The organism is Nostoc sp., from assembly GCF_036917775.1.
Classification (GTDB): Bacteria; Cyanobacteriota; Cyanobacteriia; order Cyanobacteriales; family Nostocaceae; genus Nostoc.
On record NZ_JBALEQ010000027.1, the window covers coordinates 58,951 to 73,180 of the forward strand.

The following is a 14,230-nucleotide window of genomic DNA, read 5'->3' on the forward strand; positions in this document are numbered from 1 at the left end:
TGAGTCATTGGGAATAGGGCATTGGGTATCGGGTATTGGGCATTGGGAATAGGGCATTAGGAAGAATCCATTCCCCATTCCCCATTCCCCATTCCCCATTCCCCATTCCCCATTCCCCATTCCCTTTTTGCAATAAATTTCTCCCTATTTATTAAAAAAAAATTGTATCTATGACAGATTGTCATATTTGGTGTTGATTTTATTTAAAATGAGAAAGGAAAAAGAAATTGTTTGTTAGGAGAGAGCCATGAAATTGATTTCGGCAAGCTTGCGACGCTTTAGTTTAGCTGTGTTGACAATCCTTTTAGTTGTTAGCAGCTTTGCAGTTTTTACTCCCAGCGCTTCGGCTGAAACCTACAAGGTGAAATTGGGTAGCGATAAAGGGATGCTGGCATTTGAACCGAAAAAGTTGACAATTAAACCAGGTGACACAATTGAATGGGTAAATAATAAAGTTCCTCCCCACAACGTTGTGTTTGATCCTGCCAAAAACCCTTCCAAGAATGCCGATTTAGCAAAATCTCTTTCTCATAAGACTTTGCTGATGACTCCTGGTAAAAAGGAAACAACCACTTTCCCCGCAGACGCACCTGCTGGTGACTACACCTTCTATTGCGAACCTCACCGTGGTGCTGGCATGGTTGGTAAAGTTACTGTCCAAGGTTAGAAACGTCCTCATTGCCACAAGATGATTTCTCTTTTGTGAAATTACCTCATAGCAACACGCCACGCTCCTAGAGTGACGCACACAATGGATAAATGGCGGTAACGAGTCTTATCGTCCCCTAAAACGCTAAACAATCTGTAGCGATTGAGGGATGAATTCGTTACCGCCAATTTTGATCAAATTTGACTTAATCAGGGATTAATCACGTTTATACTCTTGCTGGAGGCTTGTTGCGAGGAAATTCTCTTGAGAATACTTTTATTAATCTTAATGATAGCGATCGCTCTATTCAAATTGACATTCATTAGTCCAGCACTAGCTGCCGAAACATCCAACGGTGCTAAAATTTTCGAGGCTAACTGCGCTTCTTGCCATATAGGTGGCGGTAATATCCTTATTAGCCAGAAAACCTTGAAAAAGGAAGCATTGTCAAAATACCTAGAAAATTATGATAGCGACTCAATCGAGGCGATTATACACCAAGTCCAAAATGGTAAAAATGCTATGCCTGCCTTTAAAGGAAAATTAAGTGCTGAAGATATCCTAGAGGTAGCTGCTTACGTTTTTCAGAATGCAGAACAAGGCTGGTAAACTAGCTCTCAATTGTATGGAATATATCGCTCTTAGGGGTACAGCAATACTCATACGTGGCAACTTAGAGCCAAAGTGAATAAAACTCGCGGCTACACAAACTTAGCTACAGGAACCATACTAAAGAAAATTTGAAACCCACTTCCGTGGGTTTTATTTGTATAGATGCGGTTTATAACCGCCCTTTTACCTAGTTTTTAATCCCAAATCACCAGCAAGTGATTATTTTTCTGGATTAGACTTGTCTCTGTTTTCCTTGACTTCACGCAACCGTTCTACTAGTTTTTTATCCGATTCAGTAGAGGGTGTAGCCTGAATCTTATTAACTCTTGGTAGCACTAAGGGTTCCGAAGTCTTAGCTGCGGATGAAGGTGTGAGATTATTTCTGATTTGCAATTCAGATAATGTTTTGGGGGTAGCTGTCGGCGTTAACAAAGGTTGATTGCCATTTACTCTCGGTGCAGTTAATGGTTTAAGAATACCTGTTGATGAAGGCGCGATCTGGTTATTTCTGATTCGCAGATCGGGAAATGGTTTAGAAGTAGCTGCTGGTAAAGGGGTAAGCTGATTGTTATTGATGCCAGGTGTAGATAATGGAGTAGTCCCAGTACTGTTGCTAGTACTGTTTTGGAAACGTAGGTTAAATGGATAGGAACTGACCCGTTTATCTCCCTTGGGGGATTGCTTGTTGAAGTATTCCCTAGCTTTTAATTGCAATTCTGGGGAAACTAGCTTGTCTTGAAACTTGATATCTAGAACCTTACCATCAGGGTCTACCACTAATACACCCAAAACAGAGCCTTGAAGATTTGGCTTATCTGTGGGTAACGTTTGGCGAATGACTGGTTTTTGTTCTGCGTTGGGGTATTGTTGCTGAACTTCCTTTCTCAGGTTTGCGTAGGAATCTAGCTGTGCGATCGCCAACTCAGTCCCTTTTGGAGATAAATCAGGCGCTTGTGACGTGGTTCCCCTAATTAAGGTTAAGCTATCCCCAGCCCTTGGAGCTTGTTTTAAAGAATTTATGAGCTGGTTTTGAGCCATAGGCTTAGACGCATTATTAACCGGCTGCGTTATTTGTGGAGTGATATTTCCCTGTACTGGTGTAATAGGGTTACTGTTAGAGAGGTTCTGAGATTGAGCATTTTGCAGAATATCATTAGGTATTTGCTGCGACTGCAATACTGGCAATCTATTTACATCTAACGGCTTAGATGCCTCGTATTTGGTATCAGTCACATTTACACGAGGAACTGATGGAGTAAATTTGGGGCTGCTATTAAATTTAGAGTTGTCAAATTTAGAAGCATCAAATCGCAAATTATCACTAGGAATCATCCGCAAAGACTGTCTTGTAGGCAATGAGGAGACTCGATAGTTATTCGATGATGGGGGTAGGGGAGGCAGTACTAGCTGACTGCCGGATGGCGGTGCTGCCAATGGGGGCAATCCAGCTTGGGTGCTAAAGTTGGACGCAGAAAGCGGCGCTATTGGAGGAAGTTGTTGTAAACCAATTTTGGGGGTGCTTTCTGGCAAACGACTTTGATCTGCTTGGGTCAATTCCAAAAGCCCGACGCTTTTTGATGATGCTGTATCTTTGGGTTTGCTAGAATCCATAGGCATCAATGGCACAATCATAGCGATCGCACCGTGGATACCAAGAGAAGCTATAGCTGCTATCCCAATTGGCTGGCTTAACAGTTCTGGTATATTTTTAAACAAGGAGACGTAAGACATAGTTGTTATCGTTCACTCGGCTCAATTGCAGTTGACTAACGATTTTCTCTTCCCGACTATATTGCAAAATATCGCAATATATGCCTCCCTCTAAGGAAATAATAATTTCCTCTCATGGCAACGAAAACGCCAAAATTGCCATTTATTCAGGTTTGTAATTGTTTAATAAGGCTGGTTCATATCTTCAAATTTGAGCTTGCTAAAGAGGTATTTGAAAAATTACTACTTTTGATTTGTTATTTTTATGACACACACAATTAAAATTAATATCTGGGATATTTATTAAAGTTTAAGTCAAGATCCAACTCTGAGTACATCAAAACATCTGCTGAAGTCGCCTTGTTTTTTTACGCTTTTTTAATCAACTAGGCTTCTGTAACAGATGGCACATTTCTTTGTCCGAGACTAGTGCCTATGTGAGAATACTACCACATCAGCAGCCCCGAAAACTGTTGTAAATTGTACAATTTTATTGACATTCTAGTCCTAAACCCCACCAAAGCTATTTGGGTTTTTATAAAAGGAGTTCAGCTGTGCGATCGCAATTATAGCTTTTGATTTTTGACTACTTCTTTGTAAAAAAGTTTCAAACCTTCAATCATTGCCTCAAAAATTTAAAATGCCGTTACCGACAGTTATTGTACCGGGATATCTAGAAAGCGCGATCGCTTACCGCCAACTAGAACAATCCTTACAACAGTTAGATTTTCCCACGGTTACAGTACCACTGCGACGGCGCGACTGGCTACCAACTATTGGCGGAAGACCTGTAACACCGATTCTACAAAAACTCGACCTGACAATCAAGCATACATTGCAGCAATATAATGCTAACCAAGTTAACTTAATTGGTCACTCAGCCGGAGGTTGGATATCCCGCATCTACATGGGAGAAAAGCCTTATATGGTAGGCAGTAACGCTAAACCCTCGCTTTGGAAAGCGCATCCTTTGGTTGCGACTCTGATCACCTTGGGTACACCCCATATTAGCCAAGAACGCTGGACACGCTCAAATCTAGATTTTGTCACCAATAACTACCCAGGAGCTTTTTATAAAAACGTTCGTTACGTTTGTGTGGCTGGTAAAACTATCTTTGGCCAAAAGCGGCGTGGTAGCTGGTTAGCTTACAGTAGTTACCAATTAACCTGTGGTAAGGGCAACACTTGGGGAGATGGCATCACACCAATTGAAGCTGCTCACCTGGAAGGTGCAGAAAATCTGGTAATTGAAGGTGTGAGACATTCTCCGAGAAGTCCTGGAATTTGGTATGGCTCACCAGAACCGTTAAAAGCTTGGGTGCAATATTTGAGTCATTAGTCATTGGGAATTGGTTTATTAGGGTTCCGTTAAGACAAGAGACGCGATGAATCGCCGTCTCTACAATAATCAGCCCTTTGTAGAGACGGCGATTTATCGCGTCTTTGCGATCTAGAATTTTCATCAAAAAACCTTAACCGAACCGTATTGACTCAGCACTGATAAAGGGCATTAGGCTAATTATCTTATCGGAAATATTAAAAAAATTTATTTTTATTTGAGAAGTGCAACATATATTAATATTTCGTAGTTAAAATTAGAAAAGAATAAATACCTACTTAAGAACAGGAGGGGTGAGCTATGCAAAGCACCCAGTTCGATAGGATTATGCGACGAATAGCAACGATATTGTCAGTCGTGATTTTGACTTTGTGCTTAATTTATGTTTCTACGGGAGTAATGCTGTCTTTTTACTATGAACCGACAGCAGGCGGTGCTTATAACTCCTTAAAGATGATTAATACACAAGTGCCATACGGTTGGTTGTTTTGGAGAGCGCATAACATTGCTGGTAACGCGGTAATTGCGATCGCTCTGATTCAAATTGTGGTGATGTTTTTAGGTCGCCAATTCCGCAAGAGTTGGCTAACCGCTTGGATTAGCGGGATTTTGTTGACCTTAAGTGCGATCGGGCTGGATTGGACAGCGATGATCCTAGATTGGACTCAGGAAGGATACTGGCGTTTTAACATTGAATTGGGAACCATCGAAGCTATTCCTTTTATTGGTGGACAACTGCGCGAAATCCTAACTGGGGGTGGAGCGATTAACACCGTTACTGTCGAACACCTTTACACAATCCACAGTTATTTAATTGCAGTGGCGACGCTAATTCTAGCGATCGTGCATTTATCTGCTTTACTGTGGCAAGAATGGCAAATGTATCAAGAAGCGCCAAAGCCAGAAATTGGTAATTTACAACAACCACCAGAAGGCGAATTTATTCCTTCCCAAAGTTAATAAAGAGTCAAAGAAGAGAATAAGGGGCATTGGGCATTGGGCATTAGCCTGGATTTCTCACAAGTGAAAAATCCAAGGGGTGTGGGAGGATGGGGAAGTGTGGGAGGATGGGGAAGAAGTCTTACCCCCCACACTCCCCACACTCCCCACACTCCCCACACTCCCCACACTCCCCACACTCCTCTTCTCCCTCCGCTTCCCCTGCCCCTCATCCCCCAGAAGCCTCACTAGCGGACAATTGGACGAGGGATAGGTCTTCAACCTCCGCTAACTTTTCTAGAGAGAGGGGAGTGGATTGGGTAGCACCAGATAAGCGCTTTAAAAGGCTAGGTCTGGGGTCATGTAATAGGTAAATAATGCGATCGCCAATTTCCCAATCTTGGTTAACTGGCATTACCTGTAAGCGTTCTTCTCGTTCTACCAATAACGGTATCAACACCCCAGTCCGAATTTTTTCTTGAATGCGATCGCACTGAGTGGAAAATTCTAGCTCATTTAGCGTAGTTGTCCCCAATTTGACTCGCCCATCATTTAAATATTCATTCCAAGTCTTAATTGCTAAGTCTGGGATAAAAGCTTGATTAACTTTATTACTAACCGAAATACTCGCTTGCGGATCACGAGGAAAAACAGCTAAAACACGCGGTGGCTTAAATTCTTCGGCTGCTCGTTGAGCCAAAACAAAATTCACCTCGCCATTACTTGTCATCGCCAAAAAAGTCCCCATCGAAGCAAGTCCTGCTTCTTCTAAAACAGCAGCATCCAACCCACTGCTAGCAATCACTCGCAGATTTTGCGCCTCAGCTTGAACAAGACATTCCGGGTCAGTATCAATCATGACCACATTTTCTCCCCGTTCTTGAAAGAATCGGGCAATCAAAAGACTCAATGGGTTACAACCCACAATCACTACCCCGGTTACGTCCTTGGAGGTGATTTGCAACCATTTGGCAACCCAGCCAGCTGTTAGCCCTTGGCAGACAACAGTCATAATAATTGTCAGGAAGACTAAAGCTTTAATCGAATCACCGCCGTTAATGCCACGCTGGGTAAGGGAGATTGCAAAAAAAGAAGCTACAGAAGCCGCAACAATTCCTCTAGGAGCAACCCAGCTTAAAAATAGTTTCTGTCGCCAATTTAAGTCACTGTTCCAGGTACACAACAGGATATTAATCGGGCGAACGACAAACATTAATACCAAAACAGTAAATAAACTACCCCAGCCCAAAGCAAACACACTGGCAATGGATAAATCGGCAGCTAATAAGATAAATAGCACCGAGACGCTGAGAATTGTTAGCTGACCCTTAAAGCTCCGCAACAGTCGTTCTTCCGGGACTGAGGAGTTAGCAAAGACTGCTCCTGCAACAACTGTTGTCATGACTCCCGATTCACTGCGGATCATTTGCGATAAGGCAAACAAACCCCAAAGTATCGCCAACACCACTAAGTTTTTTAGCTCGAATGACAGAAAACTGGCGCGTTTGAAAATCAAGCTCATCAGATAACCGCCAGCACCACCAATTGCTGCACCAACGCCCAAACGTATTAATAAACCAACGATCGCATTAATTGGATCGGCATCGCCGTTCAAAATGGTATCGAGGACAACGAAGGCGAGAATCGCTCCTACAGGGTCAATTAAAACCCCTTCACCTTCCAAAAGTGTTGCTACTTGCCGATCTACATTGATTTGTTTAAGCAAAGGGCCAACGACGGTTGGGCCTGTCACCACAATGATGGAAGCATAGAGAAAAGCTATATTCCAAGGAAATTCACCCAGCCAGTGAGCAGCCATACTGCCACCAAGCAGCGTGATTAGCGTTCCAAGAGTGACGAGCAATTGTAAGCTGACTGAAACCCTGCCTAACTCTCGCAGATCCAAATTAAGTCCGCCTTCAAACAAAATTATTGCAGTTGCTAGGGCAACAATAACTTCCACTCCAGTGCCCAGCAAATGGGGATGCAATAGCCCTATGCCATCAGAGCCGAACAATATGCCTAACAGCAATAACAAGACGATGCTGGGTATGCGAAAGTATGCAGCCAGCACTTGAGCGCTAATGCCTGCAAAAACAGCGATCGCCATCTGTAGGGTAATTTCAAAAGATGCTTCCATGTTGGAGATTTTGAGCGATTTATTTCAAAATCTTTGGTAAAAAATCGTAGATATTAACTCTACAGGGTACAACATCATACCCTTTTGTCCCTGGCAGAATTTACCGTTTTTTCTATCTGAGCTTCTCTCGAAGTTCCCAGCGCCAGACATTGATGCACCTTGCGGCTTCCGATCAGAGCTTCTACGAAATTCTTTTTGCTTCTCCATCTCTTTGTATCCTTTTCAAGCTCTAGCCACCACCCAGTTTAGCTGCCAAAAACTTTTTTTCGCAAAAGCTGTTGACAATAGCCAGGAAATTAGTTAATTTATAAAAGGTCTGAGTCCGATGCCCCCATCGTCTAGAGGCCTAGGACACCTCCCTTTCACGGAGGTAACGGGGATTCGAATTCCCCTGGGGGTACTTAAAAAAGTAGAAGCGTGTCTTTCTACAAGTTGATAAATTAAAACGCTCATTCAGGATTATTTCTGAACGAGCGTCTAATTATATATACGGTTTTTTGCTGGCTAACTCTTCTACACGTTGGTGAATAGCTACAAGATTCAACCGAAGGTCTTTACTCAGGCGATTTTCAATGATTCTCACTGGCATGGTGAGTTTAGGCCAAACTTGAATTGTGTAGCAAAGATTTGTTCCTACATATTCACCAAGGGAACAAGGCTCTAAACACCAGCTACCAGAAAAACCTTTAAAATCTCCCTCTACCATCCGAAAATTAATTTCTTTGGGGAAGCATTCTTCCAAATCCAGAACTACCCGCGCCGAAAAGTTGAAATTTAGTAAGCGCTGGGAGCCTACTTGCTCCAGTCTAATTCCACCGTTGGGATGCTCGATTAGACGACTCTTAGCGAGGTTGGGGAGAAAGTCAGGTAAGGCTTCATAATCTGTCAAAACCTTCCAAATTTTTTCCACTGGTTGGGGGATTTGGACTTTGGCGCTGATTTGTCGCTGTCGCTCTGCTATTTTCTGAATTTGAACTTCTACCTTAGCTGCCAAAGCGACTATATCAGCACTGAAATCTCCTTCAAGATTGGTGTCATCACTAGGAGACTGGAAATCAAGGTTCTCTGTTGGGTTCTGTTCTTTAGTCACATTAAGAATTATGGTTTGCTTTCGTCAGAAAATTGGGGCAGAGTCAGGGTGAAGCAAATTTCGCTCTGTTCAGAATCCGAGATTGGGAGACTTTCAACTGCGATCGCTCCATTCAAATGCTGCACTAAAGACTTGACTAGAGCAAGTCCCAAGCCAGTCCCTGGAGTCCAGCGCCCTTTTCCGCGACGGAACTTGTCAAAAATGTAGGTTGCTTCTTCTTGGGAGATGGGATGTCCTGTATTCGTCACCTTTATCATAACTTGATCGATTTGTTGATCGACTCGGTGAACAGCTTCTAAATGGACGGTGGTATCATGCTGCGAGTATTTACAGGCATTAGTTAACAACTCTTGCAGGATACGGTCAAAACTCTCCAGTTCCGTTTGCAGTTTTAGCGATTCCTCTGGTAAATCTACAGAAATCTTTAATCCCTTCTCTGCGAGTTTCTTCTCAAAAGATACTATTATATCCTGAATTCTAGTATTTAAATCTATAGATTCTAATTGGGGAGCTTCGTGAGGCGACTCTAGTTTCTGGAGTGTTAACAAGTCATTAATCAAGTTGATTTCCTTTGTGCATTCCTGCTCTAGGATATCCATGTATCTAATTTGGCGCTCTGGTGCGATTCCTGGCAAACGTAAGTTCCGAATGGACATCAGCATATTTGTCAAAGGATAGCGCAAGCGATCGCTCATGTTGCTCAAAAATTCATCTTTGAGTTCATTGAGTTTCCGCAGTTGCTCAACATATTGCCGGGTTCTTTCATGCAACTTTGCCTGGAGTTCCAGACTACTCTGGAGTTTCGCTGTGCGCTCATCTACCAAAGTTTGTACTTGCCGCAATGTCTGTGACTGAATTATGGCATTGCTTACTTGAGCGCAAACCATTTCCACAAGATTTAATTCGGCTGCTTGCCAACTGCGAGTAGTAGCTTGCTGTAGCACCAAAAATCCTAAGATTTTACCTTGACTTTCTAACGGCACTAATAAGACGGCGGGCAATTGCTCGATTGCAAATAATGGAGCAGCTACCGAGGTATCATTTTGCTCTGTATAGTTATCGAAGATTACTGCTTTTCCAGAATCTATAAAGGGACGCTGGCACAAACCACATTCCGCAAGCAAAAAAGACTGCTGCTCTAAGGTTTCTGGTTTACTAGTACGAGAAATTTGTGTTGTCTTAGCCCATTCACCAACCACTCTAGCTTTCGCTTTCGGAATTTGTTTTTTAGCTTGAGTCCTAAATAGTGGATCAGTATATTTTAGTAGTATAAGTAAACCTCGATCTGCCTGTAGAGATTCGGCAGTAGAGGCGATAACTAACTGGAGCATTTGATTAAGCTCCAAGTTACTGCGATTCAATAATGTTAATTGCTTGATCAAGCTTTGATACTGATCGCCTTTTTGGAGATATTGTTGTTGATGAGTAATTAGTTTAGCTTGCGCCACTTGCGAAAAAGCGATCGCACAAGCAGACTCTACTTCTTTGAGCAACTGTTTTTCTGATTCACTCCAATCATAAGGTTGGAATTTAATCAGATTAATCACCCCATTATTATTTCCACCAAACCTGGTGGGAATTGCCAAAACAGCTTTTATGGGTAGGGGTAAATACTGACAGCCAATTACCAGACTCTTCTGAATGATGGAAATATCTTCAATAGTCAATGGTTCAGCAGCACATTGCAGCACTGGCGAGTGCATGAGCAATTGTTCCATCGAAAACATCTCTTCTGGATGTGGCAACCCTAGATATTGATCAGCACACCAATTCATAGTAGTTGCTTCGTCAGATGTTTCACCCGTTACTGAAACTAAGCAGCAACAATCTACTTCAAAAGCAGTTCCTAGCAATTGGGCAATATCTTGCAACATCAATGCCGTAGCGGAGGTATTGGCAATGATTTGGTTAATCTTTTGTACCAACTGGTGGCCAGTTTCTTCCTGATGCTGCATCAGCTTGACTTTATAAGTTTGTAGTCGATCTATGTCATCTACGTACTGTCTCGGCGACCATAAAGGTTTTTTCATTCTTGGCACGCCCTCGGACAATAAATCCATTGTTTTTGCACCCAACCCATTGGCATATTCTTCACCGTTAGTTGTGTTGCGACACCTTGATAATTGACAAATCTTATATGAATACTTTCTCTCACCTGTTATAGCCCTTTTCTATGGCAGATGGCCAAGTTGCTGCTATATAAAGCAAATTGCTACATAGGTAGTGAGATACTTAGGATATTCTTAAATGACCCAGCCTGATTATTTTTGGCTGCTTTATCTTCTTTATATTGAGATAATTAACTAACTTGGATTTAGAATATCCTGTCTGTAAGTATACATAAACCGTAAATTCTCTGGAATCTCAGGAAAATCCCCCAGTCATGACCGTAAAAACACTGGATTGATTTTAAGATTTTTGTAAAATTTTGTTTTTATGTTAGTCCTTTAAGCAGCCATCCTTTGCTCCGTGTTGCTTTCAATCAAATATAACTAAGCCAGAGCGTCAAACCAATTTTGGATTTTGGATTTTGGATTGAAAGAGACTACTCTCTTAGCTCAGAGCGGGGTATGAACCAAAAAATCTAAAATATAAAATTCGTATCCCCTCAGAATTTCCTTTTATTAAGCTACAAATCTTAACAATAAGTTTTACTCATTGGAGAAAATAAAGCTAAATTCTGAATGCAGCCCAATTATTCAGTAATAAGACTTACGTACTGAAAAGCTGAAACCTCGTTTGCGTAGCCCCACTACCGCCTAATAAACGCCAATTGCTCAACTTGGGTATTCTAAGTTGAGCAATTGGTTTCCCTTAAACAGGGGGTATCTTAATAGCCCCCTTTTTAAGGGGGTTGGAGGATCTCTTGTACATCAGCCCTAAATAAAATAACTAGGCTGCATTGCCTGAATTAAGACTATCCAGCCAAACTCTCGACACTCAGAGGAACCATATCGCCATTTCTCGTCAGTCCTAACAACATTGGTTCTTGGGGTTGAATTAGTTGACCTGTTAGTACGCAACGTTCTTCTTGCTGGGCTGTGGCTGCTATGCTAGCTCGAATGTCCGCTCGGGAAAATCGAGGCTTCCATTCACCTGATTTCTGTTGGACATAATTCCAAAGAATATCTCGAATCAAAGCTTGATATCCCTGATTTCCAGCTATTTCTTTGAGCTTATCTTTGAGTTCTCGCTCTAGGCGGATGCTGGTAACTTCCATATCGGTGGTTGGGGTGCGAGCGATCGTATGCATCACTATTTCTCCTTAAAAGTATAGACAGGATAGTAATACAAGTGTAGTATGTTTAAAGGAATGTTCAATAGGTGAAATTTTCTGTGAAATCCATTTTCCCCATATCTACTTCAATTTTGTGCGCTACTAATTGCCGAGCCAGTTGGGAATCAGCTGCTATGGAAGTGGAGTATTTATTTATGGGCGATGGTAGCCGAAATTATGGGCAAATCACAGAGGGTAATTATGATTTTAGACATCTCAGCATAAGTGGGTTGATTGCGAAACCACAACTAGATGAAGAAAGCGGGGGGTACAGGCAAAGGAATGCTGTACCAATATGAGACCAGAAAGTTTTTCGGTCAATTCTAACCCCCGCTTCACCCAAACAGGAAGCGGGGGTTTTTTTATAAGGAGTGAAGCTGTGACGATATCTTCTGGTGCGTCCGCTAGGCGAACAATGCGCGGCGCGAACGCAATGCAAGTGTTAGAGCAATCTGTGGTGGTGTTTTCTCAAAATTACTTGCCACTGTGTCGGATCAATATCAAGCGGGCGATTGTGCTGTTAGTAACCAACAAAGCTCAACCGTTAGGTTTTACCACAGAAGGCGGATGGCGAGTTCACTCACCCAACTTGGTAATTGATGTGCCAAAACATATTCGCTTAACAATCACTTCTAATGAGCGGATGTGGAAAGTTCCGCCAGTGAATCGGCGGGAAGTTTTACGGCGAGATCATCACAGTTGCCAATATTGCGGTAGCGGCAAGCATCTAACACTAGATCATGTGATGCCGCGCTCAAGAGGCGGTTCTCACACTTGGGATAACGTAGTCACAGCTTGTGAGAGATGCAACTCCCGTAAAGGCGATCGCACCCTGTTTGAATCTGGTATGCAATTACGTACCAAACCAAAAGCGCCAATTCACCCCGCGATTTCTTTTGCCGAACAGTTTTGGATAGATATGCAAGGAAGCCTGGAATAGCAGGAGAGCATAAGGAATGCTGAAATTAACTTACACTGAAAGCAGTTTTGATTTGGAATGTCTCACTCTGTCGCTAGAAGAATGGGTAGCGCAGCGAGTGATTTTGGCCCTGCGAGTTGGGCAAAGTTTGTGCATTGAACCCAGTACAGCTTCCTTTTTGCTGCCTGTTGATTTGCCAGGAGTAGAAGTGCTTAAGGCTGAGGTAAAAAGAGATGACAGAGAAATCATTGCTCTCTGTGCCTCTGATACCCAATATATGGAAGTCACTCTGCAAGGTTCTTGGCTATCAGATAGTTCTAAGGATGCTGTAGGTGTGTTTTTCACCACTATGAGCGATCGCGCTGAGTTCTTTTTGCACAAACTTTGGCAAGAAGCTCAAGCTTGTACTTCTGTCATGAGTGAATAAACGAAATAGTAGGGTGAGAAATTCTCACCCTTTATTGCGCCATTTGCAGCAATTCGGGAATTGTCACAAATCGGTAGCCTTGCTGTTTGAGTCCACTGATAATTTGTGGCAAAGCTTCTACTGTTCTTCGGCGATCGCCACCACCGTCGTGCATTAAAACAATAAAACCAGGTTTCGCGCCTTTCAGGACATTATTTACAAATGCCTGCGGTTTGGCGTGAGGATCGGTATCAGCGGAAGTTAGTGACCACATAATTACAGCGTCTTTCTGGCTTTTAGCATAAGCGGCTAGTCCGTTATTTAAAAAGCCTCCAGGAGGACGAAATAGAGAAGTTTTGACTCCTGTAGTTTTGTATATCAGATCGGATGTGCGATCGATTTCACTCTTGGCTGTGGCTTCATCCATCCGCCGATACCAATGATGCCAAGTATGGTTGCCAATGGCGTGTCCCTGGGCTACCACTTGTTTGGCTAGGTCGGGATTTGCTTGTAAGGCTTGTCCTACCCAAAAGAATGTTGCTTTAACATCGTTTTGCTTCAGGATATCCAGCATTTCTAGGGTTGTCTTTGGCCAAGGCCCATCATCAATGCTCAGAGCAATAACCTTTTCGTTGCTGCTGGGTTGTACCTTATAAACTGTTTTTCCCTGAAATTTGTCTGGGACTGTAAAAGTAGGGTTTTCTACTTTGGCTGATGGCGGTAATTGGGCATTAATTTGGCCCTTTGTTGGATCTTGAACTTGTGCAGTATGTATTTTGCTTACTGGCTGGTTCAACCCCAATTGTGGGGAGGTGCCTGGAGCAATACTACAAGCTGTAATCGTAGAGGCGATCGCGACAATACTAATTATCTGTTGTCGCTTGAGGTAGTTGTCTGTCACGTCAGGCTTTTAAAGATTCACCCAATCATAAGCTGTAGTTTGACTTTTCAGAGGGTTTAGCAAGCTCAAATATAAGTGCAGAAGCTTTTCTAGACAATTTTAAAAAAACTTTCTGAAACCCCTTGACACCTCTTGTAGTATTTTGTAGTATATTTGTAGTGAGGCGAAAGACAAAGCTTCTCAAGAGTCAAAGTTATGTTCTACATACAACTAAAGGACAGGCGTTGGAATAAACCAAAGTCCCCAGT

General features: G+C 42.5%; 13 protein-coding genes and 1 tRNA gene. 8 read left to right on the forward strand and 6 right to left on the reverse strand.

Annotated features, from left to right (window positions below; all coding sequences use genetic code 11):
- The first annotated feature begins 247 nt into the window (after positions 1 to 247).
- Both petE and petJ read left to right on the forward strand, forming a co-directional pair.
- Positions 248 to 667, forward strand: coding sequence for a plastocyanin (gene petE, locus V7K69_RS05005; protein ID WP_335031993.1), 420 nt, complete (start codon positions 248 to 250; stop codon positions 665 to 667).
- A gap of 246 nt (positions 668 to 913) precedes the next feature.
- Positions 914 to 1,258 (forward strand): cytochrome c6 PetJ, encoded by a 345-nt coding sequence (gene petJ / locus V7K69_RS05010; protein WP_335031995.1) that lies wholly within the window; start codon positions 914 to 916, stop codon positions 1,256 to 1,258.
- Positions 1,259 to 1,480: 222 nt separating this feature from the next.
- On the opposite strand, the gene V7K69_RS05015 is transcribed toward petJ, so the two are convergent.
- A complete protein-coding gene (locus V7K69_RS05015) occupies positions 1,481 to 2,992 on the reverse strand; it encodes a hypothetical protein (protein ID WP_335031997.1) in 1,512 nt (503 codons plus the stop codon).
- Positions 2,993 to 3,611: 619 nt separating this feature from the next.
- Here V7K69_RS05015 and V7K69_RS05020 point away from each other — a divergent pair.
- Together V7K69_RS05020 and V7K69_RS05025 are read left to right on the forward strand one after the other, a co-directional pair.
- Positions 3,612 to 4,310 (forward strand): esterase/lipase family protein, encoded by a 699-nt coding sequence (locus V7K69_RS05020; RefSeq protein ID WP_335031999.1) that lies wholly within the window; start codon positions 3,612 to 3,614, stop codon positions 4,308 to 4,310.
- 300 nt (positions 4,311 to 4,610) lie between these two features.
- Positions 4,611 to 5,270 (forward strand): cytochrome b N-terminal domain-containing protein, encoded by a 660-nt coding sequence (locus V7K69_RS05025; RefSeq protein WP_335032001.1) that lies wholly within the window; start codon positions 4,611 to 4,613, stop codon positions 5,268 to 5,270.
- Positions 5,271 to 5,478: 208 nt separating this feature from the next.
- Here the strand turns inward: V7K69_RS05025 and V7K69_RS05030 are convergent, their stop codons facing one another.
- Positions 5,479 to 7,389 carry a cation:proton antiporter gene (locus V7K69_RS05030; RefSeq protein ID WP_334805513.1) on the reverse strand — a complete coding sequence of 637 codons (1,911 nt, stop codon included), beginning with the start codon at positions 7,387 to 7,389 and terminating at the stop codon, positions 5,479 to 5,481.
- 327 nt (positions 7,390 to 7,716) lie between these two features.
- Here V7K69_RS05030 and V7K69_RS05035 point away from each other — a divergent pair.
- Positions 7,717 to 7,789, forward strand: a tRNA-Glu gene (locus tag V7K69_RS05035).
- An 81-nt stretch (positions 7,790 to 7,870) separates the two neighbouring features.
- Here the strand turns inward: V7K69_RS05035 and V7K69_RS05040 are convergent.
- From V7K69_RS05040 to V7K69_RS05050, 3 genes are all read right to left on the reverse strand, one after another.
- The gene (locus V7K69_RS05040) at positions 7,871 to 8,479 is read right to left on the reverse strand and encodes an SRPBCC family protein (RefSeq protein ID WP_335032003.1); all 609 of its coding nucleotides are present in this window, start codon (positions 8,477 to 8,479) and stop codon (positions 7,871 to 7,873) included.
- An 8-nt stretch (positions 8,480 to 8,487) separates the two neighbouring features.
- Entirely contained in the window at positions 8,488 to 10,509 is a 2,022-nt protein-coding gene (locus tag V7K69_RS05045; protein WP_335032005.1) for a sensor histidine kinase, read from the reverse strand.
- 887 nt (positions 10,510 to 11,396) lie between these two features.
- Positions 11,397 to 11,732 carry a hypothetical protein gene (locus tag V7K69_RS05050; RefSeq protein ID WP_012409307.1) on the reverse strand — a complete coding sequence of 112 codons (336 nt, stop codon included), beginning with the start codon at positions 11,730 to 11,732 and terminating at the stop codon, positions 11,397 to 11,399.
- Between the two features lie 71 nt (positions 11,733 to 11,803).
- Between V7K69_RS05050 and V7K69_RS05055 the strand changes: the two genes are divergently transcribed.
- The 3 genes from V7K69_RS05055 to V7K69_RS05065 all read left to right on the forward strand — a co-directional run bounded on the left by V7K69_RS05055 (position 11,804) and on the right by V7K69_RS05065 (position 13,102).
- Positions 11,804 to 12,055 (forward strand): hypothetical protein, encoded by a 252-nt coding sequence (locus V7K69_RS05055; RefSeq protein ID WP_012409306.1) that lies wholly within the window; start codon positions 11,804 to 11,806, stop codon positions 12,053 to 12,055.
- Between the two features lie 116 nt (positions 12,056 to 12,171).
- Entirely contained in the window at positions 12,172 to 12,696 is a 525-nt protein-coding gene (locus V7K69_RS05060) for an HNH endonuclease (RefSeq protein WP_442936119.1), read from the forward strand.
- Positions 12,697 to 12,712: 16 nt separating this feature from the next.
- Positions 12,713 to 13,102, forward strand: coding sequence for an alr0857 family protein (locus V7K69_RS05065; RefSeq protein ID WP_335032007.1), 390 nt, complete (start codon positions 12,713 to 12,715; stop codon positions 13,100 to 13,102).
- Between the two features lie 31 nt (positions 13,103 to 13,133).
- Here the strand turns inward: V7K69_RS05065 and V7K69_RS05070 are convergent, their stop codons facing one another.
- Entirely contained in the window at positions 13,134 to 13,982 is an 849-nt protein-coding gene (locus V7K69_RS05070) for a polysaccharide deacetylase family protein (protein WP_335032009.1), read from the reverse strand.
- Positions 13,983 to 14,230 lie beyond the last annotated feature (248 nt).

What these genes read in the sequence shown, in the direction of transcription:
- V7K69_RS05065 (WP_335032007.1), top strand. Translation starts at nt 12,713, where the DNA reads ATGCTGAAATTAACTTACACTGAAAGCAGTTTTGATTTGGAATGTCTC.
- V7K69_RS05025 (WP_335032001.1), top strand. Translation starts at nt 4,611, where the DNA reads ATGCAAAGCACCCAGTTCGATAGGATTATGCGACGAATAGCAACGATA.
- V7K69_RS05015 (WP_335031997.1), bottom strand. Translation starts at nt 2,992, where the DNA reads ATGTCTTACGTCTCCTTGTTTAAAAATATACCAGAACTGTTAAGCCAG.
- petE (WP_335031993.1), top strand. Translation starts at nt 248, where the DNA reads ATGAAATTGATTTCGGCAAGCTTGCGACGCTTTAGTTTAGCTGTGTTG.
- V7K69_RS05050 (WP_012409307.1), bottom strand. Translation starts at nt 11,732, where the DNA reads ATGCATACGATCGCTCGCACCCCAACCACCGATATGGAAGTTACCAGC.
- V7K69_RS05030 (WP_334805513.1), bottom strand. Translation starts at nt 7,389, where the DNA reads ATGGAAGCATCTTTTGAAATTACCCTACAGATGGCGATCGCTGTTTTT.
- V7K69_RS05020 (WP_335031999.1), top strand. Translation starts at nt 3,612, where the DNA reads ATGCCGTTACCGACAGTTATTGTACCGGGATATCTAGAAAGCGCGATC.
- V7K69_RS05060 (WP_442936119.1), top strand. Translation starts at nt 12,172, where the DNA reads ATGCGCGGCGCGAACGCAATGCAAGTGTTAGAGCAATCTGTGGTGGTG.
- V7K69_RS05045 (WP_335032005.1), bottom strand. Translation starts at nt 10,509, where the DNA reads ATGAAAAAACCTTTATGGTCGCCGAGACAGTACGTAGATGACATAGAT.